Below are 20,010 nucleotides of genomic sequence, written 5' to 3'. Positions count from 1 at the left end.
GTAGACGATCGACTCCCCGTCGAGGGTCGAGTTGATCACCGGGTAGGCCTTGAGCGCCTCCGCCGCCGCGAGGGCGAGAACGGTATCGACCTCTCCACCCTCACGGGAACCGGAGTCGGCGGGCTTCTCGGCGGCCGGGGCCGGCTCGGGCTCGGCCGGGGCGGGGGCCTCGGCGTCGCTCTCGGCGTCGACCGACGGGGTCGCCTCGTCGGTGGCCTCGGTCTCGGCGGCCTGGACCTCGGGGGCCTCCTCGGCGGGAGCCTCGGGCTCGGACGCCGACGCGGCTCCGGAGCCGTCGCCGATGCGCACCAGCTCGGCGCCGACCTCGACGGTCTCGTCCTCCTGGACGAGGATCTCCTCGATCACTCCCGCGACGGGCGACGGGATCTCGGTGTCGACCTTGTCGGTCGAGACCTCGAGCAGGGGCTCGTCCACCTCGACGCGGTCCCCGACGTTCTTCAGCCAGCGGGTGACCGTTCCTTCCGTGACACTCTCTCCGAGTGCCGGGAGGCTGACGGATTCGCTCATGAGCCTGTCTCCTTAAGACGCTTGTGTTTCGATGTCCAGCTTACTGATGCGGAAGCGGCGGATCGCCGCACCGCAGTGGTTCTACAGGGCGTGCAGCGGCTTCCCGGCCAGAGCGAGGTGCGCCTCGCCGAGCGCCTCGTTCTGAGTGGGGTGCGCGTGCACGAGCGGCGCGACGTCCTCGGGGTGCGCCTCCCAGTTCACGATGAGCTGAGCCTCGCCGATCAGCTCGCCGACGCGGGCTCCGACCATGTGCACGCCGACGACGGGGCCGTCGACCAGGCGCACGACCTTCACGGAGCCGGTGGTCCCGATGATCGTGCTCCGGGCGTTGCCGCCGAGGCCGTAGTCGTACACGGCGACGCGCTCGGCGCCGTACTCGGCGATCGCGCGGGCCTCGCCGAGGCCGACGGAGGCCACTTCGGGGTCGCTGTAGGTCACCTTCGGGACGTTGACGTCCGAGACGACCTGCGGGCCCAGACCGGCGATCTCCTCCGCGACGAAGATCCCCTGCTGGAAGCTCCGGTGCGCGAGCTGGAGCCCCGGCACGATGTCGCCCACGGCGTACACGCCGGGGACGGAGGTCTGCAGGCGCTCGTCGGTCAGCACGTAGCCGCGGTCGAGGCGGACCCCGGCCTCCTCGAGGCCGATGCCCGCGGTCACCGGGCCGCGGCCGACGGCGACCAGCAGGATCTCGCCCTCCACCGTGGCGCCGCTCTCGAGCGACACGGAGACGCCGCCCTCGCTCTGCGAGACCGACGCGACGCGGGATCCCAGCTGGAAGGCGATGCCCCGCTTGCGGAAGGCGCGCTCCAGCTGCTTGCTGACGCTCTCGTCCTCGTTGGGAACGAGGTGGGGGAGGGCCTCGACAATCGTGACCTCGGCGCCGAACGAGCGCCAGACGCTCGCGAACTCGACGCCGATCACTCCGCCGCCGAGGACGACGACGCTCGCGGGCACGTGGTCGAGCTCGAGAGCCTGGTCGCTCGTCAGGATCCGGCCGCCGATCTCGATGCCGGGGAGGGTGCGGGAGGCGGACCCGGTGGCGACGACGATCGACGCGCCGTGGAGCACGTGCTCGCCGACGGTCACCGTGCCGGGCGCGGTGAGACGGCCCTCGCCCGTGACGACCGTGATGCCGCGCGAGGACACGAGGCTCTGGAGCCCCTTGTACTTGCCGGCGACGACGCCCTCGCGGTAGCGCGTGACGCCCGCCATGTCGATCCCGGTGAAGCTCGAGAGCACGCCGTACTTCTCTCCCTCGCGGGCGCCGTCCGCCAGCTCGGCGGCGTGCAGCAGGGCCTTGGTGGGCACGCATCCCCGGTGCAGGCAGGTGCCGCCGAGCTTGTCGCGCTCCACGAGCGCGACGCTCATCCCGAGCTGCGTCGCCCGGAGGGCCGCCGCGTACCCGCCGCTGCCACCTCCGAGCACGACCAGGTCGTAGCGCTCTTCCGACACCCAGTGACTCCCTCGCGACGTGCGGTCCCGCTTCCCGGCCGACCGGCTCCGGCGCTGAGCGCCGAGCGGATCGGGAGGGGGGACGAGGCGGGATCTCCCGCCCCGTCGACCCTACTACGCGCTCGCGAAGCCCTCGGCCAGGGCGATCAGCGCGCGCACCGAGACCCCCGTGGCGCCGGCTCCGGTGAAGCCGTAGCCGCCGCCTCCGTTGCTCGAGGGGCCGGCGATGTCGAGGTGCGCCCACGGGATCGTGGTCGCGTCCTCGCCCTCGCCGCGCTTCCCGACGAACTCGCGGAGGAAGTGGCCGGCGAGGAGCATGCCGCCGGCGGTGTTGCCCGGCTTGACGTTCGCGATGTCGGCGATCTCCGAGTTCAGCAGCGGTCGCAGCTCCGCGGGGAGGGGCATCTGCCAGAAGGGCTCTCCCGCCGCGCGGGCGGCGTCGAGGACGCGGGAGACCAGCTCGTCGTCGCCCAGAGCGCCGACGGTCCGGTTGCCGAGGGCGACCACGGAGGCGCCGGTCAGCGTCGCGACGTCGATGATCGCATCGGGCTGCTCCTCGCTGGCGGCGACGAGGCCGTCGGCGAGCACCAGTCGGCCCTCGGCGTCGGTGTTCAGCACCTCCACCGTGGTCCCGCCGCGCACGGTGAGCACGTCGTCCGGGCGGATCGCGGTCCCGGAGGGGAGGTTCTCGGCGATGCAGAGCCAGGCGGTCGCGCGGAGCGGGAGGCCGAGCTCCGCGATGGCGCGCACGACGGCGTACACGGTCGCCGCGCCCGCCATGTCGGTCTTCATCCCGATCATCGAGGCCGGCGGCTTGAGCGAGAGTCCGCCGCTGTCGAAGGTGATGCCCTTGCCGACCAGGGCGAGGTGGGTGCTCGCGCCCTCGGGCGCGTAGGCGACCTTCACGAGGCGGGGCGGGCGGGAGGAGCCGCTGCCGACTCCGAGGATGCCGCCGAACCCCTCCTCCGCGAGGGCCTCCTCGTCCCAGACGGTGACCTCGAGCGGCAGTCCCTCGGCGCCGGTCTGCACGGCCTCGGCCAGCGTCTGCGGGTAGAGGTGCGACGGGGGAGTGTTGACGAGGTCCTTCACCGTGCCGACCGCGCGGCCGAGCACGAGCGCCCGGTCCAGGACGGCGGGGTCGGCCGACTCGCCGCCGCCCAGCAGGACGACGTGCTCGACGGGCGCCTTCGCCGCGGCGGCGGTGCTGCTGCGGAAGGCGGTGAAGGAGTAGGAGCCGAGCGCGGCGCCCTCGGCGACCGCGGCGAGCGTGCCGTCGGAGCCGGCGGGGAGGGAGAGGGCCACGGAGGCGGACCCCGCGAGCAGGCGGACGGCGGCGCCCGCGGCGTTCCGCAGCGCGGTGTCGTCGGGCTCCGCCGAGCCGAGGCCGACGAGGACGATCACTCCGGCACGGACCGAGGACGGCACGCGCACGAGCGTCTCGGCGGCGCCGGTCGCGCCGAGCGCGCTCAGCGCGGGGGCCAGCTCCTCGAAGCCCTCAGCGCCGACGAGCCGGGGACCGTCGGGTCCCGGGGCGACGCCGAGGACGAGGGCGTCGGTGTCGATGTCGGAGGCGGGAACGGTCGAGTACTCGAGAGAGGAGAGGGGCATGGCGGCAATGCTAGGCGCTGTTCGCTGAGGGCTCAGCGGACCCGGACGGGGCGCCGGGACCCCCGTTTAGACTGGACGCATGCTGGATCCAGAAGACCTGTTCGAGATCGAGGGCGACCTCTCCGAGATCCCGCGCGGGCTGCACCTCGTCACGGGCCTGACCGGCTCGGCCGACGCCGGGGGAGCGGTGGGGCAGCTGGGGGAGTACCTCTTCGAGACCCTCGAGCACCGCGAAGTCGCGGTCTTCGACCAGGATCAGCTGCTCGACTACCGGGCCCGCCGCCCCATCATCACGTTCGACCAGGACCACCTGACGGACTACCGTCCTGCGATGCTCCGGCTCTCGCTCGCGCACGACGAGCTGCACCAGCCGTTCCTCCTGCTCACCGGCTTCGAGCCCGACTTCCAGTGGGAGCGGTTCACCCGCGCGGTGGTCTCCCTCCTCGAGCGGCTCGACGTCGCCTCGACCACGTGGGTCCAGGCGATCCCGATGCCCGTGCCGCACACCCGGCCCGTCGGCGTCACCGTGAGCGGCAACCGCGAGGACCTGATCGAGGCGATGTCGGTCTGGAAGCCGCACACGCAGGTGCCCTCGAACGTCCTCCACCTGCTCGAGCTGCGCCTCTACGAGCGCGGTCTGACCGTGGTCGGCTTCGCGCTGCTCATCCCGCACTACCTGTCGGACACCGAGTACCCGCAGGCGGCGGTCGCGGCGCTCGAGAGCATCTCGGCGTCGACCGGCCTCATCTTCCCGACGGACCGCCTGCGCGAGAGCGGGCGGGAGTTCCTCGGCAAGGTCGACGAGCAGGTCGGCGGCAACGACGAGCTGCAGAAGCTGGTCTCGGCACTCGAGGCGCGGCACGACACCTACATGGAGGGGACGAGCCTCCGCTCGCCGCTCACCGACGAGGACGGCTTCGTGCCCAGCGCCGACGCGATCGCCGCCGAGCTCGAGAAGTTCCTCGCGATCCGCCGCCCGGGCGAGGAGCCCACCGCCTCCTGAGCGGCCGTAGGATCGGACGAGTGCGTGATCGTCGAGCCTGGTTCGTCTTCGGTGCCGGAGCGTTCGCCTACCTCGTCGCGGTCCTGGACCGCACGACGCTGGGCGTCGCAGGAGTGGACGCCGCGGAGCGGTTCGGGGTGGCCGCCGCCGTCCTCTCGTCGCTCGCCGTCGTCCAGCTGATCGTCTACGCCGGGATGCAGATCCCGGTCGGGATCCTCATCGACCGGTTCGGCCCGCGGACCCTGATCCTCTCGGGCACGGCCCTGATGATGGCGGGCCAGGTCGTGGTCGCGATCGCGCCGGGCATCGGCGTCGCGATCGTCGGGCGGATCCTGCTGGGAGCGGGGGACGCCGCGATCTTCACCTCCGTGATCCGCCTCACGGTCACCTGGTTCAGCGGACCGATCGTGCCGCAGCTCTCGCAGTGGATCGGCAACATCGGCCAGGTGGGCCAGATCCTCTCCGCACTCCCGTTCGCGGCGATCCTCCACACGTTCGGCTGGGAGCCCGCGTTCCTCAGCGCCGCCGGCCTCGGGGCCGTGTCCTTCCTCGGCGTGCTCCTCCTGGTCGCCGACGTCCCGCCGCGTACCGAGCCGATCACGGTGGTGCCCCCGACGCTCCGGGCGACGATCGCGCAGCTCGGAGTGAGCCTGCGCCGGCCGGGGACGCAGCTCGGCTTCTGGTCGCACTTCGTCACGCAGTCCTCCGGCACGGTCTTCACGCTCCTCTGGGGCTACCCCTTCCTCGTCTACGCGATCGGCCTGCCGCCGACCGTCGCCGCGCCGACCCTCACGATCGTCGTGATCGCGGGGATCGTCGTCGGGCCGGTGCTCGGCGTCCTGACCGCCCGCCACCCCATGCGCCGCAGCAACCTCGTGCTCGGGATCGTCTCGGCGATGGCGGTCGCTTGGACCGTCGTGCTGCTCTGGCCCGGCATCCCGCCGTACTGGCTCGTGGTGCTGCTCCTGATCGTCGTCGGAGCGGGCGGCCCCGGCTCCATGATCGGGTTCGACTTCGCCCGCACGTTCAACCCCTCGCGGAGCCTCGGCGCGGCCAACGGAGTCGTGAACGTGGGCGGGTTCCTGGCCAGCTTCACGATGATGTTCGCGATCGGCCTGATCCTCGACGCACTGGCCGGTCCCGGCGCCTCCTCGGAGCAGACCTACTCGCTCGAGCACTTCCGCCTTGCGTGGTGCGTGCAGTACGTGGTGGTCGGCGCCGGAGTCGTCGGACTCGTCGTCGCGCGCCGCCGGACCCGCCGCCGCCTGGCCGAGGACGAGGGAATAACCGTGGCCCCTCTCTGGGTTGCACTGAGTGACCGGATGCGCCGCGGCCGCGCGGGGCGCTGACGGTCGTCCCCGTCGATCCGCCCTTCTGCAGACGCGATGTCCCAGCGGAACGGCCCGGATCCAGCCGGATCGAGCCCCACTCGCACCGCACCGCACGGCTGCACTACTCAGACGTGCAATAATTGTCAATAGGACCCGTTCGGGTCGAGGAGCACCAGGCCCACGTCGGGCGTGCGACGTCCTCGACTTGACATGGGTCCTCGTAATGCCCACCGACGGACGACGCCCTCCCGCGCCGCCCGCCCCCGGGACGCAACGGATGGAGAGGTGCCGCCATGGCCACCAGAGCTACCAAGACCGCAACGCTCGACGCCGTCGACGACGACGTGACGACGACCACCAAGAAGCCCGCGACGCGCAAGCCCGCGGCGAAGACCACGGCGGCCAAGACCACCGCGGCCAAGACGACCCGCTCGCGCGCCACGACCAAGGCCGCCGCTCCCGCCGACACCGAGGAGGAGCCGACCGACGCCGTCGAGCCCGACGAGGCAGCGGAGGAGGAGGAGACCGAGGTCGTCGCCGAGGACACCGAGACCGACGCCAAGGACGACGCGGAGACGCCGGAGGCCCCGGCCGCCGCTGCCGTCGCCGCTCCGGCCGAGCCGCTCCCTAGCGGTGCGCTCGTCCTGTCGTTCGGCGGAGAGGACGACGAGGTCCCGGTCTACTCGACCGCGATCACCGGTGCCACCGCCGACCCGGTCAAGGACTACCTGAAGCAGATCGGCAAGGTCGCGCTCCTGAACGCGGCCGAGGAGGTCGAGCTCGCGATGCGCATCGAGGCCGGCCTGTTCGCCGAGGACAAGCTCGCCAACTCGACCGACCTCAGCCCGGAGCTCGTCCGCGAGCTGCGCTGGGTCGCGAAGGACGGCCAGCGCGCGAAGAGCCACCTGCTCGGAGCGAACCTCCGGCTCGTCGTCAGCCTCGCGAAGCGCTACACCGGTCGCGGGATGCAGTTCCTCGACCTCATCCAGGAGGGCAACCTGGGCCTCATCCGTGCGGTCGAGAAGTTCGACTACACCAAGGGCTTCAAGTTCTCGACCTACGCCACGTGGTGGATCCGCCAGGCGATCACCCGCGCGATGGCCGACCAGGCCCGCACCATCCGCATCCCGGTGCACATGGTCGAGGTCATCAACAAGCTGGCCCGCGTGCAGCGCCAGATGCTCCAGGACCTGGGCCGCGAGCCCACGCCCGAGGAGCTCTCGCGCGAGCTCGACATGACCCCCGAGAAGGTCATCGAGGTGCAGAAGTACGGGCGCGAGCCGATCTCGCTGCACACGCCCCTGGGCGAGGACGGCGACAGCGAGTTCGGCGACCTCATCGAGGACACCGAGGCGGTCGTCCCGGCCGACGCCGTGGGCTTCACCATGCTGCAGAAGCAGCTGGAGTCGCTGCTCGACTCGCTCTCGGAGCGCGAGGCCGGCGTGATCCGCATGCGCTTCGGCCTCGGCGACGGCATGCCGAAGACGCTCGACCAGATCGGCGACACCTTCGGCGTGACGCGCGAGCGCATCCGCCAGATCGAGTCCAAGACGATGGCCAAGCTCCGCCACCCGTCCCGCTCGCAGTCGCTCCGCGACTACCTCGAGTAGGCCGGTGATCCGCTACGCGCCGGCGGTCCTCCTCGGGAGGGCCGCCCGGTTCGCCGCGCGGGTCCGGAAGCCCGGCGGGGGATCCGCCGTGCCCGGACTCGTGGTGAACCGCGTCGCGCCCGGATTCCTGCCCGCGGTGCTCGACGGATTCCGGGACGGCCTCGTGGTCGTCACGGGATCGGCGGGCAAGTCGACCACGACCAAGATGCTGGTCGCGGTGCTCCGCGCGCACGGGCTCCGGGTCTTCACCAACCCGTCGACGGCCAACATCGCCCAGGGGCTGACCTCCGCGCTCCTGGAGCGGGCGGACCTCCGCGGACGGATCGACGCCGACATCGCCGTCCTCGAGATGGACGAGGGTCACGGCGCGCGCCTCGCGCCCCGGATGCGCCCCCGCGTCGTCCTGCTGACGAACGTGGTGGTCGACCAGATCGACCGCTTCTTCGATCCGGCCATGGTCGCCCGGATGCTCGGCACCATCGCTTCCCGCGCGACCGGTCCCGTCGTGCTGAACGCCGACGACCGCCACGTCGCCGATGTCGCGACCTCCCTCCCCGACGAGCGGATCCGCTGGTACGGCGTCTCCTCCTCCGTCCGCGACTCCGCGTCCGGCGGTCTCGGCTACGCCGCAGAGGCGGAGGCCGGGACCGACCGTGCGACCACCGTCGTCGAGAGCACGACGGGAGCGGCCGCGCGCATCATCAGCGACGGCGACCCGCTCGAGGTCCGGCTCCCCGCACGGGGCGTCCACTACGCGGTGGACGCTGCGGCGGCCGTCTCCACGGCCCGCGCCGTGCTCGCCGAGCGCTTCGACCCGGCCCTCGCCGCCTCCGCGCTCTCGAGCATCGACCCCGTCTTCGGGCGGGGCGAGATCGTCATCGTGCGCGGCCACGAGGTCGAGTTCGTCCTGGTCCAGAACCCGGCGAGCTACCGCCTGAACATCGCGGAGATCCCCGGTGGGACCGAGCAGATCATGCTCGCGATCGGCTCCGACGTCCGAGACCCCTCCTACTTCTGGCCCGTGGACACCTCCGTGCTCGGGCACGTCCGGGTCGTCTCGGGGTCGAAGGCGCACGAGGCGGCGCTGCACCTGCGCTACGACGGCGTGCGCGTCGACTCCGTCGACGAGGACCTGGGTCGCGCGCTCGACGCGTTCCTCGCTCTGCCGACCCCCGCCTCCGGCCGGAAGACCATCGTCTTCTCGGCGGATTCGATGCGCCGCACCCGTGCGCACCTGCAGCTCGTCACCAACCGCGAGGAGACCGCGTGACCACCCTCCGCATCGCCGTGCTCGCTCCCGATGTCCTGGACAGCAACGGCGACGCGGCGAACGCCCGGGTCCTCGCGGCTCGGGCGCGCTGGTCGGGCGTCGAGGCGGAGGTGGTGCCGCTGGCGACCGCCTCCGACGCCGAGGTCCGTCCGGACGTCCTGGTCGCCGGGACGGGAGCGGACGAGGACCTCCCGGGCGTCCTGGCTCTCCTCCACGAGATCGCGCCGACGCTGCGGGCCTGGGTCGACCAGGGCACCCAGGTGGTCGCGGTCGGAGCCGGCTGGGAGATGCTGGCCGGTTCGATCAGCACGGCCGCGGGCGGAGCCCGGGGGATCGGGCTGTTCCCCGGAGACTCGGTCACGGGCGAGCGCGCGACCGACGACCTCCTCGTCGAGACGCCGGGCGGCGTCCTCATCGGCTTCGAGAACCACGAGCGCCGGATGACCGGGATCGCGCCCGAGCACGCGCTCGGCCGAGTGCTGCACGGCACCGGCGACGGCGCCGGCCACGAGGGCTACGCGGAGGGAGGCCTTCTGGGCACGCACCTGCACGGCCCCGTCCTCGCGAAGAACCCCTCGCTCGCGGACGCGATCCTGCGGCGCGCCCTCGGCGACGCCTACTCCCCGTCGGACGAGCGTCTCCGCCTGGTCGATGAAACGGCACGAGCCGCTCGCGATGTGATCGCGAAGCGGCTCGGTGTCGGTCGGTAGGGCGCTGACGCGCCGTCCGGGCTGATCGGGGACACGCTAGGGGCGCTGCTCCTCGAAGAGTCGGGCGGACTCGTCGTGCCAGCTCTGGGCGATGCTGGAGAGCTTCTCCTGGTACTTCTTCCCGTGGTGCGCGCAGAACAGCAGTTCTCCGTTGTTCACGACCACTCGGATGTACGCCTGGGCACCGCAGCTGTCGCAGCGGTCGGCGGCGGAGAGCTGGTGGGCACCGGCGAGCTCGTCCACGCCGTTCTGGGTTGCTGTGGTCGACATGACTTGGCCTCCTGCACTCGTTCTTCGATCTCTGCTTAGTGGAACCCATCCAAGCACGCGATTGTTTCCGCACGGAGTCGATCGGTCGGCATTTCGCTCTGCGCGTAGGGGCCCCGCGCCGAGCGGCCATCGTGCTGTCGTCGGGTGCCGCGCCACCGCGGCCGGAGCGGTTCCCGAAAGTAGACTGGGCGGATGGCCTCCACCGACTACAACGCCCGCCACCTCTCCGTCCTCGAGGGTCTCGAGGCGGTCCGGAAGCGGCCCGGCATGTACATCGGATCGACCGACTCGCGCGGCCTCATGCACTGCCTCTGGGAGGTCATCGACAACTCCGTCGACGAGGCGCTGGCCGGGCACGGGACCGAGATCAGCGTGCTCCTGCACGCCGACGGCAGCGTCGAGGTGCGCGACCGCGCGCGCGGGATCCCGGTCGACATCGAGCCGAAGACGGGGCTCTCCGGAGTCGAGGTCGTGTTCACGAAGCTGCACGCGGGCGGCAAGTTCGGCTCCGGGTCCTACGCGGCGTCCGGCGGTCTGCACGGCGTCGGCGCCTCCGTGGTCAACGCGCTCTCGGAGCGCCTCGACGTCGAGGTCGACCGCAACGGCCGCACCTACCGGATGTCGTTCCACCGGGGGGAGCCCGGGCGCTTCGCCGACGCGGGCGAGCCCACCCCCGACGCTCCGTTCACGCCGTTCGAGAACGGGTCGGAGCTGACGGTCGTCGGGAAGGTCGCCAAGGGCGTCACCGGAACGCGCGTGCGCTACTGGGCCGACCGCCAGATCTTCACGAAGGGCGCCTCGTTCCAGACGGACGACCTGGTGACGCGTGCCCGGCAGACCGCGTTCCTCGTCCCCGGCCTGACGATCGACATCGTCGACGACCGGGCGGACGAGCGCCGCGCCGAGATGTTCCGTTACGACGGCGGCATCTCGGAGTTCGTCGAGTTCCTCGCCCCCGACGCCCCCGTGACCGAGGTGCTGCGCCTCACCGGCTCCGGCACCTTCACCGAGACCGTGCCGGTGCTGACCCCCGGCGGCGCCATGGTGCCCACCGAGGTGGAGCGCACCTGCGAGGTCGACATCGCCCTGCGCTGGGGCACCGGCTACGAGACGGTGATGCGCAGCTTCGTGAACATCATCTCGACGCCCAAGGGCGGGACGCACCAGACCGGCTTCGAGCAGGGCCTGCTGAAGCTGCTCCGCTCTCAGGTGGAGGCGAACGCCCGCCGCCTCAAGGTCGGCTCGGACAAGCTCGAGAAGGACGACGTCCTCGCCGGGCTCAGCGCCGTGCTGACCGTGCGGCTCCCTGAGCCGCAGTTCGAAGGCCAGACGAAGGAGGTGCTGGGCACGCCCGCCGTCCGCGCGATCGTCGCCTCCACCATCGCCTCGACGCTGGGCGTGGTGTTCTCCTCGACGCGCCGCGAGGACAAGGCGCAGACCTCCCAGCTCCTCGAGAAGGTCGTCGCCGAGATGAAGTCGCGGATCTCGGCCCGCGCGCACAAGGAGACGCAGCGCCGCAAGAACGCGTTGGAGTCCTCCTCCCTTCCGGCGAAGCTGGTCGACTGCCGCAGCAGCGACGTCGAGAACAGCGAGCTCTTCATCGTCGAGGGCGACTCCGCCCTCGGCACCGCCAAGCTCGCCCGCAACAGCGAGTACCAGGCCCTGCTGCCGATCCGAGGGAAGATCCTCAACACGCAGAAGGCGAGCATCGCCGACATGCTCTCGAACGCCGAGTGCGCCTCGATGATCCAGGTGATCGGAGCCGGCTCCGGCCGCTCCTTCGACCTCTCGGCCGCCCGCTACGGGAAGATCATCCTGATGAGCGACGCCGACGTCGACGGCGCCCACATCCGAACCCTGCTGCTCACGCTCTTCTTCCGCTACATGCGGCCGCTCGTCGAGGCGGGGCGCGTCTTCGCCGCCGTGCCTCCGCTGCATCGGCTCGTGGTGATGAACGCGGGGAAGAAGCCGAACGAGACGATCTACACCTACTCCGAGAAGGAGCTGCAGAGCGTGCTCGCGGCCCTCGGCAAGGCGGGCCGCCGTTACCAGGACCCGATCCAGCGCTACAAGGGGCTCGGCGAGATGGACGCGGACCAGCTGGCCACGACGACCATGGACCGCTCCCGCCGCACCCTCCGCCGGGTGCGGGTCGCCGACGCGGAGAACGCCGGCCGGGTGTTCGAGCTGCTGATGGGCAACGACGTGGCACCCCGCAAGGAGTTCATCGTCCGCGGGTCCGAGTCGCTGTCGCGGGACCGCATCGACGTCTGAGCCGCGGGGCTCAGAACACCTCGGGCGCCGCTCCGATCGTCGCGATCGGCGCCGCGAGCGCCACGCCGGAGCCGTCGCGCTTCATCCCGGAGTCGGGCAGCGCGGCGACCGAGCCGTCGGCCTCGAGGGCGTGCGCGGGACCGGGGCCGACCCACGCCACTCCGAGGGCGGTCTCACCCTTGAGGAAGCGCTGCGCACGGACTCCGCCGGTGGCCCTGCCCTTGGCGGGGAACTCCGAGAACGGCGAGACCTTCGCACTGCCGGTGTCGGTCCCCGAGAGGGCCCAGCTGTCGACGGCGACCGTCGCGACGACGGCCTCGTCCCGGTCCTCGGCGGCGACGACGGCGAAGTGCACGACGTCGTCGGTCTCGGCCAGCTTGACCCCGGCCATCCCCGCGGCGGTCCGGCCCTGAGGGCGGACGGCGGACGCGGGGAAGCGCAGCAGCTGGGCCTCGCCGGTGACGAAGACCAGCTCGTCCTCCTCCGCCGATGCGGCCGCGCCCACGACGGCGTCCTTCGGCTTCAGGGCGATGAGCTCGATGTCCGGGCGGTTGGGCAGCTCGCCCGGCGCGACGCGCTTGACGACGCCCTGCTGGGTGCCGAGCGCGATCGGCCGCTCGTCGTCGAGGGCGACGAGCGCGAGCACCCGCTCGTCCTTCGCCAGGTGCGGGAGGTAGTCGCTCATGCGCACGCCCGCGCCCAGCTGCACCGAGGAGGAGGGGACGGCGGGCACGTCGACCGGCGAGAAGCGGAGGAGCCGACCGGCGCTGGTGACCGCGCCGATCTCCGTCCGGCTGGTCGTGTCGAGCACGCTGAGGACGGCGTCGTGCTTCGAGCGGCGCGTGGCGCGCTCGGGGTGGGGAGCGGCCTCGGGGTCGCGGTCGACCCGCACCATGCGGCCGGTGGTGCTCAGCAGCACCCGGCAGGGCACGTCCGCGATCTCGAGCACCGCGGCGGCCTTCCGCCCGGTGGTGGCGACGGAGGGACGCGCCTCGGTGAGCAGGGTGCGCCGCGGGGTCCCGAGGCGCTGGGCGACCTCGTCGAGCTCGTCCGAGACCAGCTCGTCGATCCGTGAGCGGCTGGCGAGGAGGGCCTCGAGCTCGGCGATCTCGGCGAGGAGGGTGTCGCGCTCGGTCTCGAGCTCGATGCGCGAGAACTTCGTGAGGCGGCGGAGCTGGAGCTCGAGGATGTAGTCGGCCTGCAGGGTGCTGAGGTCGAAGACCTCGATCAGCCGGGCCCGCGCCGCCGCGGTGTCGTCGCTCCCGCGGATCAGCTGGATGACCTCGTCGATGTCGAGGATCGCGATGAGCAGGCCCTCGACCAGGTGCAGCCGCTCCTGGCGCTTGCGCAGTCGGTAGCGGGTCCGCCGGGTGACGACCTGCACCCGGTGGCCGATGTAGACCTGCAGCAGCTCCTTCAGGCCGAGGGTGCGCGGGCCGCCGTCGACCAGCGCGACGTTGTTGATCGAGAACGCGTCCTCGAGGGGCGTGTAGCGGTAGAGCTGCTCGAGGACGGCCTCCGGGCTGAAGCCGGTCTTGATCCCGATGACGAGCCGGAGGCCGTTGTCCCGGTCCGTCAGGTCGGTGACGTCCGAGATGCCGCTGAGCTTCTTGTTCTGGACGCCGTCCTTGATCTTGTCGATCACCTTCTCGGCGCCGACGAGGTAGGGCAGCTCGGTGACGACCAAGCCGGACTTGCGCGCGGTGATGCTCTCGACCGAGACGCGCGCGCGGGTCTTGAAGCCGCCCCGGCCGGTCGCGTAAGCGTCGCGCACGCCGGCGAGGCCGACGATCGTGCCACCGCTCGGGAAGTCCGGTCCGGGGACGAACGACATCAGGTCGTCCAGGGACGCGTCGGGATGGTCGATCAGGTGCCGGGCCGCCCCGATCACCTCCACGAGGTTGTGGGGCGCCATGTTCGTCGCCATGCCGACGGCGATGCCGCTGGCCCCGTTGACCAGCAGGTTCGGGAACGCGGAGGGGAGGACCTCGGGCTGGTCGTGCGAGTTGTCGTAGTTCGGGACGAAGTCGACGACGTCCTCGCCGAGGTGCTCGGTCATGGCCGTGGCGGCCGGGGCGAGGCGGGCCTCGGTGTAGCGGGCTGCGGCCGGGCCGTCGTCGAGGGAGCCGAAGTTGCCGTGCCCGTCGACGAGGGCGACCCTCATCGTGAACGGCTGGGCGAGGCGGACGAGGGAGTCGTAGATCGAGGCGTCGCCGTGCGGGTGCAGCTTGCCCATCACCTCGCCGACCACGCGGGCCGACTTCACGTGGCCGTGATCGGGCCGCAGCCCCATCTCGCTCATCATGTAGAGGATCCGGCGCTGCACCGGCTTGAGGCCGTCGCGGGCGTCGGGCAGGGCCCGCGAGTAGATGACCGAGTACGCGTACTCGAGGAAGGACCCCTCCATCTCGGCCGAGACGTCGACGTCCTCGATGCGCTCGGTGAGCGAGGATCCGGAGGAGGGGGCTGCAGCGTTCATGACTCGATTCGGTGGCGGGCGCGGGGCGGCGGCGGGGGACTGCACCGCCCTGCGGCGCTCGACGGGACGGGCGGAGCGGAGACGGCGCCTCGCGGACGGGACCGGCCCTCCCGTTCACGCGGACGCTCCGCTGCACCGGCCCGGCGGGGACGGCGGCGCTGTGCGAAACTGGGCGCGATGACCCACATGCTACCGCCAGCCCCCGACGGGCGGCGGAGCCTCGCCGACGTCCTGCCGGGCGCCCTCGACGCGCTCCTGGGCCGCCCCGGCCTCTTCGGCTCGCCCCGCGTCGAGCGGATCGTGGTCGTCCTCGTCGACGGCCTGGGTGCCGCGAACCTCCGCCAGCGCGGGGGCCACTCGCGCACGCTCGCTCCGGCCCTCAACCGCGGCACCACGCTCGTCTCGGGCTTCCCGACGACCACCGCGGCGGCCCTGGCGAGCCTGACGACGGGCTTGCGCCCGGGCGGGCACGGGATGGTCGGCTACCGCGTGCTCGACCGCGCCTCCGACCGCCTGGTCAACCAGCTCTCCGGCTGGGACGAGGGCATGGTGCCCGAGACGTGGCAGCCCCACCCCACGGTCTTCGAGCAGGCCTCGGCCGCCGGTGTCCGGGCCGGAGTGATCGGCCCCGCGCGGTACGCCCGCTCCGGTCTCACGCGGGCGATCCTGCGCGGCGCCGAGTACCACTCCGCCGGCGGCGTCGCCGAGCGCTTCACGGCGGCGCGCGCCCTGCTCGACGAGGGCGGCCGGCAGCTCGTGTACCTCTACGTCCCCGAGCTCGACCAGGCGGCGCACGCGCGCGGCTGGGAGTCGCCGGAGTGGACGGCGGCGCTCGAGCTCCTGGACGGGGAGGTCGGCGGAGCGGTCCGCGGGCTCTCCGCCCGCGAGAGCGTGCTGGTCACCGCCGACCACGGCATCGTGGACGTCCCGGCGTCCTCGCACGTGCTCGTCGAGCGGGGACCGCTGCTCGAGGGCGTCCGGCACCTCGGCGGAGAGCCCCGCTGCCTGCAGCTGCACCTCGAGCCGGGTGTGGACCCCGACGAGGTGGCGCGGCGCTGGACCGAGGCGGAGGGCGCACGCGCCTGGATCGCGACGCGCGACGAGGTCGCCGCGAGCGGCTGGTTCGGCGAGGTCTCTCCGGCGGCGGCCGAGCGGATGGGCGACGTGTTCGTCGCGGCGCGGAGGACCATCGCCTACTACGCGGCGGACGACTCCTCCGGCCGCTCCATGATCGGGCAGCACGGGTCGCTCACGCCGGAGGAGACGCAGGTGCCGCTCCTCCGCTTCGGCGCGCTGGCCTGAGCCGGGCCGAGGGGACGGGGGGCACCGTCCACCCCGGCGGAGCCGCGCCGGCGGAGGGTCAGTCGTCGCTGCGCGCTCCGAAGACGATCTCGTCCCAGCTCGGCATGGACGCCCGCCCCCTGCGGAGGCTCCCGCGCACGCCCGACGGCTGCTCGGGGACCGGGGGAGCGGTGCGCGGCGGCTCCGGTGCCTTCTCGACGGGAGGAGCGGCCTCGGCCTCGGGCTCCGGCTCCTCGCGGACGCGGAGGCTCGAGGCGTGATCGCGCTCGCCCCGGCGGCGCCGCAGGGCGTCGAGCAGGTCGGCGGTGTCGTTGAGGTTGCGCTCGCGCTGCTCCGTCGTGCTCGTGACGGGGCGGGGGAGCGTCGAGATCGGGCGCGGGGTCTCGGAGAGGGCCGGCTGCGGTTCCGTGTCGGAGGGGCGGACGGCGGCCGGCCGGGCGTGCGGCATCGCGGCGGGGCGGCCGGCGGTGGGGTGGTCGGCCCGGGCGGAGCGGCTCGGCGCCTCCGCGGACTCCGTGTCGAAGCGCGTGGCGAGCTCGTCGACGGCGGCGGGGATGACGGCGCGCAGGCGCGGGATGAGGGTCGGCCGGATCTCACCCTGCTGCGAGAGCGTGATCGCCTCGGAGGTCAGCGGCGACAGCAGCGCCTTCCGCGGGTCGAAGCGCCAGCGGGCGTCGTGGTCGATCTCGTCCGAGCGGAAGAGGAGCTTGACGACCCAGCCCTCCTCCTCCTTCCAGCTCGACCACTGCTCGCCCTCGGCGCCGAGCGACGCGAGGCGGTCGCGGATGACGTCGCCGAAGGGCGTGCCCTCCTCGAGGGGATCGGGGTCGGTGGTCGTGTAGACGCGCACGGCGAGAGCGGACGCGACGATGTGCTCGCGCTCGGCCGTGACGGGTCCCTCGAAGCGCTGGACGTAGCCCAGGTCGGCGCCCGTGAGCTCGGCGACCTCCTCGGCGGAGAGCCCGGAGCGGATGTGGGCCTGGATCTCGCGGGGGGAGACGCGCTTCTCGCGCGGCGGGAGGGTGTGGACCCGCGGCCGCAGCTGGCTCTGCAGCGTCTCGTCGATGCGGACCGAGAAGCGCTCGCCGCCCTCGGACACGAGGACGAGCGATCCGCCCTCGACGCCGATCACCTTCAGTTCCATCATCGTGGGGACCCTCCTTCTGGACGCGGACCGGGCAAGGATGCCACGCGCCCGGGCGATCGGCCGGGAATACCCCGGGCGGGTCGAAAGTTGGTGCGGAAGGAGGCGGGGCGAGCGGGTGTCAAGAGCCGTTCGAGGTGGTTTGCGAATCGATGCGTCGTGATGCACACTGACCCCGCCGATTTGTTGAACAGCAGAAATAAGAAGTGGATGGGAATGGCTACGGACTACGACGCCCCCCGCAAGACCGATGACGACTCCGAGTCGATCGAGGCCCTGAAGGAGCGAGTCCCCGACAAGATGTCCGGAGTCGTCGACGTCGATGACGCCGACAACCCGGGCGGATTCGAACTGCCCGGTGCCGATCTGTCCGACCTCGATCTGGACGTCGTGGTCCTTCCGCCCCAGGCGGACGAGTTCACGTGCGTGAGCTGCTTCCTCGTGAAGCACCGCTCGCAGATCGACCACGAGGAGAAGCTCGGACCGATCTGCCTGGAGTGCGCCGCTTAAGCGCCTCCCGGCTCCGAAGGACGACCGCTCCGTCGCCGTGATCCCCGGATCGCGGCGACGATGTCGTCCGGGCGGCGGGTGGAGACCAGCCAGTACGGCGTCGGGTCGGCCGGATCCTCGATCGGGACCCGCACCACCTCCTTCACCCAGCCGCGGATGACCAGGTACGCCCGCGCGTCCAGGCGCGTCCCGCGCTCGGCGAACGCCTGGTCCCCCGAGTAGGAGGACGGCTCGCCCGCGAGGTCCAGCGGGATGTGCGCGCGGCCGGCGCGCAGCTCCCCCTCCGCCACCTCGATCACGGGGGAGAGCGCCAGCAGCGACAGCACGCAGCCCGCGTACAGAACGACCGCGACGATCACCCCCACCGCGAAGTCGATGGGCGCGAACACCAGGATGCTGGCGGGGATCACGAGGGCGGTGGCGACGAAGAGCCAGGGCGCGGGCCACAGCCTCTCTCGGTAGGACGGCATGACCCTATTGGATCAGACGTTTGGTCTACCCTCGTCACGTGCCTGCAACCGTCGACGTCCCGATCACCGCGGACCGGCTCCCCTCCTACGCCCGTCCGGGCGACGCGGGAGCCGATCTCCACTCGACGGAGGACGTGGTGCTCGCCCCCGGTGAGCGCGCCTCCGTCGGCACAGGGGTGGCCGTCGCCCTCCCGGAGGGCCACGCCGGCTTCGTCGTCCCCCGCAGCGGGCTGGCCTTCAGGCACGGCATCACCGTCGTCAACGCCCCCGGAACGATCGACGCGGGCTACCGCGGCGAGATCCGGGTGGCGCTGCTGAACACCGACAGCCGCGAGACGTACCGCGTCTCGGCGGGGGACCGGATCGCGCAGCTCGTGATCGTCCCCGTCGTCCAGGCGAGGTTCACGGCCGTCGACGAGCTTCCCGAGTCGGTCCGCGGCACGGGCGGCTTCGGATCCACCGGGTACGCCGCCGGCGCCCAGGAGACCAGAATCCACGAGGAGAGCGCATGAGCGACATCCAGCCCACGGCCGGCGAGGCCGCCGAGCCCGTCCAGCAGGACTTCGAGAAGTCGGCGCCGGAGGACCGCGCGGAGGCCGGGCCCCTGGACGAGCGCGAGGCCAACCCGGTCCGCCCCTACATCGACCTCGGCGGGGTGAAGGTGCTTCCCCGCGAGGGCATGCACATCCGCCTCGAGGTCGAGGAGGGGACCAAGCGCGTCATCGCCGTCGGCCTCGACTACGCAGGGTCGACGCTGCAGGTGCAGCCCTTCTCCGCGCCGCGCTCCTCGGGCCTCTGGCACGAGATCCGCGGCCAGATCGCCGAGCAGATCGGCCGTCAGGGCGGATCGACGACGGAGCGCGACGGCGTCTTCGGTCCGGAGCTCGTCGCCGAGCTCCCGATCGCCGGCGGCCAGACCCGCGTCGCCCGGTTCGTCGGCGTCGACGGTCCGCGCTGGTTCCTCCGCGGCGTGATCGCCGGAGCCGGAGCCGTCGACGAGCAGGCGGCCGCCTCGGTCGAGGAGCTCTTCCGCAGCATCGTCGTGGTCCGCGGCAGCGGCCCGATGCCTCCGCGCGACCTGATCCCGCTGAAGGTGCCGACCGGCAGCCAGACCCAGCAGAGCGCGAGCTGACCGGCATGGAGCCGGTGCGGCCCGAGGACCCGGCCCGATCGGAGGAGCCGGTCCGGCCCGAGGTGGGCGACGCGATCGCGCAGGCCGCCCGCCGCTCGGGACTCGGCGCGGTCGCCGACGGCGAGCCGTTCGACGGGGAGGCGCTGCTGCGCACCATGGGCGGCGTCCGGGGGATCCTCGAGGCCGTCGTGCCCGGCATCGCCTTCGTCCTGCTCTACACGGTCACCTCGGAGCTGGTGCTCTCGCTGGTCGCATCCGTCGGGCTCGCCGTGGCGTTCACGGTGGCGCGGGTGCTCGGCCGGACGCCGGTGATCCAGGCCGTCGGCGGACTGCTCGCCGTGGTGGTCTCGGCCGCACTGGCGCTGTTCACCGGGCGGGGCGTCGACAACTTCGCCCTGGGGCTGCTCACCAACCTCGTCTACGGGCTCGTCTTCCTCCTCTCCGTCCTCGTGCGCTGGCCCCTGATCGGCGTCGCCGCCGGCTTCCTGATGGGGGACGGCACCGCCTGGCGATCCGATCGGCGCAAGCGCCGCCTCTTCGGCGCCCTGACCCTCGCGTGGGCGGGGCTCTTCCTCCTGCGCCTGGCCGTGCAGTACCCGCTGTTCCTCGCCGAGGACACCACGGCGCTGGGCATCTGGAAGCTGGCGCTCGGCCTGCCCCTGTACGCGCCGCTGCTGGTGCTCACCGTGCTCGCCGTCCGGGCCGAGTACCGCGGAGCCGGCGAGCGCGCCGATGCGGGCGATGCTCCGGATCGTGCATAGAATTGTCTCGACGTCGAGATAAATAGCGCTCGCCTCCCCGCACCGTCGCGGCGAGGTCGACCGGGCGCCTCGGCGTCGAGGAGTTAGGTCCTCCTTGGTGGCAGGCCGCTGTGCGCGGTCGTCAAGATGAGGACGGAGAGCGGCTCCGCCCGT

18 protein-coding genes are annotated in these 20,010 nt (G+C 72.3%); 11 read left to right on the top strand and 7 right to left on the bottom strand.

Features of this window, described 5'->3' with window-relative positions:
- The 3 genes from C5C44_RS14940 to C5C44_RS14930 all read right to left on the bottom strand — a co-directional run.
- Window positions 1-528 (bottom strand): biotin/lipoyl-containing protein (locus C5C44_RS14940; RefSeq protein WP_308471045.1); only part of this gene is annotated, 528 nt, incomplete at its 3' end.
- Between the two features lie 81 nt (window positions 529-609).
- Complete coding sequence (gene lpdA / locus C5C44_RS14935) at window positions 610-1,983, bottom strand: dihydrolipoyl dehydrogenase (RefSeq protein WP_104222126.1); 1,374 nt, start codon at window positions 1,981-1,983, stop codon at window positions 610-612.
- Between the two features lie 114 nt (window positions 1,984-2,097).
- The gene (locus tag C5C44_RS14930) at window positions 2,098-3,591 is read right to left on the bottom strand and encodes a leucyl aminopeptidase (RefSeq protein ID WP_104222124.1); all 1,494 of its coding nucleotides are present in this window, start codon (window positions 3,589-3,591) and stop codon (window positions 2,098-2,100) included.
- Between the two features lie 79 nt (window positions 3,592-3,670).
- Here C5C44_RS14930 and C5C44_RS14925 point away from each other — a divergent pair, with 79 nt between their 5' ends.
- The 5 genes from C5C44_RS14925 to C5C44_RS14905 all read left to right on the top strand — a co-directional run bounded on the left by C5C44_RS14925 (window position 3,671) and on the right by C5C44_RS14905 (window position 9,515).
- Window positions 3,671-4,594, top strand: coding sequence for a proteasome assembly chaperone family protein (locus C5C44_RS14925; protein WP_104222122.1), 924 nt, complete (start codon window positions 3,671-3,673; stop codon window positions 4,592-4,594).
- Between the two features lie 20 nt (window positions 4,595-4,614).
- Window positions 4,615-5,943 carry a nitrate/nitrite transporter gene (locus C5C44_RS14920; protein WP_104261522.1) on the top strand — a complete coding sequence of 443 codons (1,329 nt, stop codon included), beginning with the start codon at window positions 4,615-4,617 and terminating at the stop codon, window positions 5,941-5,943.
- A gap of 275 nt (window positions 5,944-6,218) precedes the next feature.
- Complete coding sequence (locus C5C44_RS14915) at window positions 6,219-7,535, top strand: RNA polymerase sigma factor (protein WP_104232561.1); 1,317 nt, start codon at window positions 6,219-6,221, stop codon at window positions 7,533-7,535.
- 4 nt (window positions 7,536-7,539) lie between these two features.
- Complete coding sequence (locus C5C44_RS14910) at window positions 7,540-8,805, top strand: Mur ligase family protein (protein WP_104336117.1); 1,266 nt, start codon at window positions 7,540-7,542, stop codon at window positions 8,803-8,805.
- Window positions 8,802-9,515 carry a type 1 glutamine amidotransferase gene (locus C5C44_RS14905; RefSeq protein ID WP_181132862.1) on the top strand — a complete coding sequence of 238 codons (714 nt, stop codon included), beginning with the start codon at window positions 8,802-8,804 and terminating at the stop codon, window positions 9,513-9,515. The genes C5C44_RS14910 and C5C44_RS14905 overlap by 4 nt, the downstream gene beginning before the upstream one ends.
- 36 nt (window positions 9,516-9,551) lie before the next feature.
- Here C5C44_RS14905 and C5C44_RS14900 read toward each other — a convergent pair whose 3' ends face one another.
- Window positions 9,552-9,785 (bottom strand): hypothetical protein, encoded by a 234-nt coding sequence (locus C5C44_RS14900; protein WP_068212876.1) that lies wholly within the window; start codon window positions 9,783-9,785, stop codon window positions 9,552-9,554.
- A 192-nt stretch (window positions 9,786-9,977) separates the two neighbouring features.
- Here C5C44_RS14900 and C5C44_RS14895 point away from each other — a divergent pair, with 192 nt between their 5' ends.
- On the top strand, window positions 9,978-12,059 hold the full coding sequence (locus tag C5C44_RS14895; RefSeq protein WP_104222112.1) for a type IIA DNA topoisomerase subunit B: 2,082 nt from the start codon (window positions 9,978-9,980) through the stop codon (window positions 12,057-12,059).
- 10 nt (window positions 12,060-12,069) lie between these two features.
- Here C5C44_RS14895 and C5C44_RS14890 read toward each other — a convergent pair whose 3' ends face one another.
- A complete protein-coding gene (locus C5C44_RS14890; protein ID WP_104336115.1) occupies window positions 12,070-14,538 on the bottom strand; it encodes a DNA topoisomerase (ATP-hydrolyzing) subunit A in 2,469 nt (822 codons plus the stop codon).
- A gap of 177 nt (window positions 14,539-14,715) precedes the next feature.
- Here C5C44_RS14890 and C5C44_RS14885 point away from each other — a divergent pair, with 177 nt between their 5' ends.
- Entirely contained in the window at window positions 14,716-15,840 is a 1,125-nt protein-coding gene (locus C5C44_RS14885; RefSeq protein WP_258066427.1) for an alkaline phosphatase family protein, read from the top strand.
- 58 nt (window positions 15,841-15,898) lie between these two features.
- Here the strand turns inward: C5C44_RS14885 and sepH are convergent, their stop codons facing one another.
- Window positions 15,899-16,987 carry a septation protein SepH gene (sepH, locus tag C5C44_RS14880; RefSeq protein WP_104232567.1) on the bottom strand — a complete coding sequence of 363 codons (1,089 nt, stop codon included), beginning with the start codon at window positions 16,985-16,987 and terminating at the stop codon, window positions 15,899-15,901.
- A gap of 213 nt (window positions 16,988-17,200) precedes the next feature.
- Here sepH and C5C44_RS14875 point away from each other — a divergent pair, with 213 nt between their 5' ends.
- A complete protein-coding gene (locus C5C44_RS14875) occupies window positions 17,201-17,494 on the top strand; it encodes a DUF4193 domain-containing protein (RefSeq protein ID WP_055792269.1) in 294 nt (97 codons plus the stop codon).
- On the opposite strand, the gene C5C44_RS14870 is transcribed toward C5C44_RS14875, so the two are convergent.
- The gene (locus C5C44_RS14870) at window positions 17,491-17,964 is read right to left on the bottom strand and encodes a DUF3093 domain-containing protein (RefSeq protein ID WP_104336114.1); all 474 of its coding nucleotides are present in this window, start codon (window positions 17,962-17,964) and stop codon (window positions 17,491-17,493) included. The two genes, C5C44_RS14875 and C5C44_RS14870, sit on opposite strands and share 4 nt — an antisense overlap.
- Window positions 17,965-18,002: 38 nt before the next feature.
- Between C5C44_RS14870 and dut the strand changes: the two genes are divergently transcribed.
- From dut to C5C44_RS14855, 3 genes are read left to right on the top strand one after another with little or no spacing between them, the layout of a single operon-like run.
- Window positions 18,003-18,476: a dUTP diphosphatase gene (gene dut / locus C5C44_RS14865; protein ID WP_104222105.1), complete on the top strand. Its 474-nt coding sequence runs from the start codon at window positions 18,003-18,005 to the stop codon at window positions 18,474-18,476.
- The gene (locus C5C44_RS14860; RefSeq protein WP_104248032.1) at window positions 18,473-19,096 is read left to right on the top strand and encodes a DUF3710 domain-containing protein; all 624 of its coding nucleotides are present in this window, start codon (window positions 18,473-18,475) and stop codon (window positions 19,094-19,096) included. Before dut ends, C5C44_RS14860 begins: the two co-directional genes overlap by 4 nt.
- 5 nt (window positions 19,097-19,101) lie before the next feature.
- Window positions 19,102-19,857 (top strand): DUF3159 domain-containing protein, encoded by a 756-nt coding sequence (locus C5C44_RS14855; RefSeq protein WP_104317788.1) that lies wholly within the window; start codon window positions 19,102-19,104, stop codon window positions 19,855-19,857.
- Window positions 19,858-20,010 lie beyond the last annotated feature (153 nt).

Origin of the sequence: Rathayibacter sp. AY1F6 (assembly GCF_002932035.1) — a bacterium.
In the GTDB taxonomy this organism is placed as follows: domain Bacteria; phylum Actinomycetota; class Actinomycetes; order Actinomycetales; family Microbacteriaceae; genus Rathayibacter.
Note: the sequence above shows the minus strand (reverse complement) of the source record. Positions and strands in the feature narration are given on the sequence as shown.

What these genes read in the sequence shown, in the direction of transcription:
- C5C44_RS14930 (WP_104222124.1), bottom strand. Translation starts at nt 3,591, where the DNA reads ATGCCCCTCTCCTCTCTCGAGTACTCGACCGTTCCCGCCTCCGACATC.
- C5C44_RS14925 (WP_104222122.1), top strand. Translation starts at nt 3,671, where the DNA reads ATGCTGGATCCAGAAGACCTGTTCGAGATCGAGGGCGACCTCTCCGAG.
- C5C44_RS14915 (WP_104232561.1), top strand. Translation starts at nt 6,219, where the DNA reads ATGGCCACCAGAGCTACCAAGACCGCAACGCTCGACGCCGTCGACGAC.
- C5C44_RS14900 (WP_068212876.1), bottom strand. Translation starts at nt 9,785, where the DNA reads ATGTCGACCACAGCAACCCAGAACGGCGTGGACGAGCTCGCCGGTGCC.
- C5C44_RS14895 (WP_104222112.1), top strand. Translation starts at nt 9,978, where the DNA reads ATGGCCTCCACCGACTACAACGCCCGCCACCTCTCCGTCCTCGAGGGT.
- C5C44_RS14890 (WP_104336115.1), bottom strand. Translation starts at nt 14,538, where the DNA reads ATGAACGCTGCAGCCCCCTCCTCCGGATCCTCGCTCACCGAGCGCATC.
- C5C44_RS14885 (WP_258066427.1), top strand. Translation starts at nt 14,716, where the DNA reads ATGACCCACATGCTACCGCCAGCCCCCGACGGGCGGCGGAGCCTCGCC.
- sepH (WP_104232567.1), bottom strand. Translation starts at nt 16,987, where the DNA reads ATGATGGAACTGAAGGTGATCGGCGTCGAGGGCGGATCGCTCGTCCTC.
- C5C44_RS14875 (WP_055792269.1), top strand. Translation starts at nt 17,201, where the DNA reads ATGGCTACGGACTACGACGCCCCCCGCAAGACCGATGACGACTCCGAG.
- C5C44_RS14870 (WP_104336114.1), bottom strand. Translation starts at nt 17,964, where the DNA reads ATGCCGTCCTACCGAGAGAGGCTGTGGCCCGCGCCCTGGCTCTTCGTC.
- C5C44_RS14860 (WP_104248032.1), top strand. Translation starts at nt 18,473, where the DNA reads ATGAGCGACATCCAGCCCACGGCCGGCGAGGCCGCCGAGCCCGTCCAG.
- C5C44_RS14855 (WP_104317788.1), top strand. Translation starts at nt 19,102, where the DNA reads ATGGAGCCGGTGCGGCCCGAGGACCCGGCCCGATCGGAGGAGCCGGTC.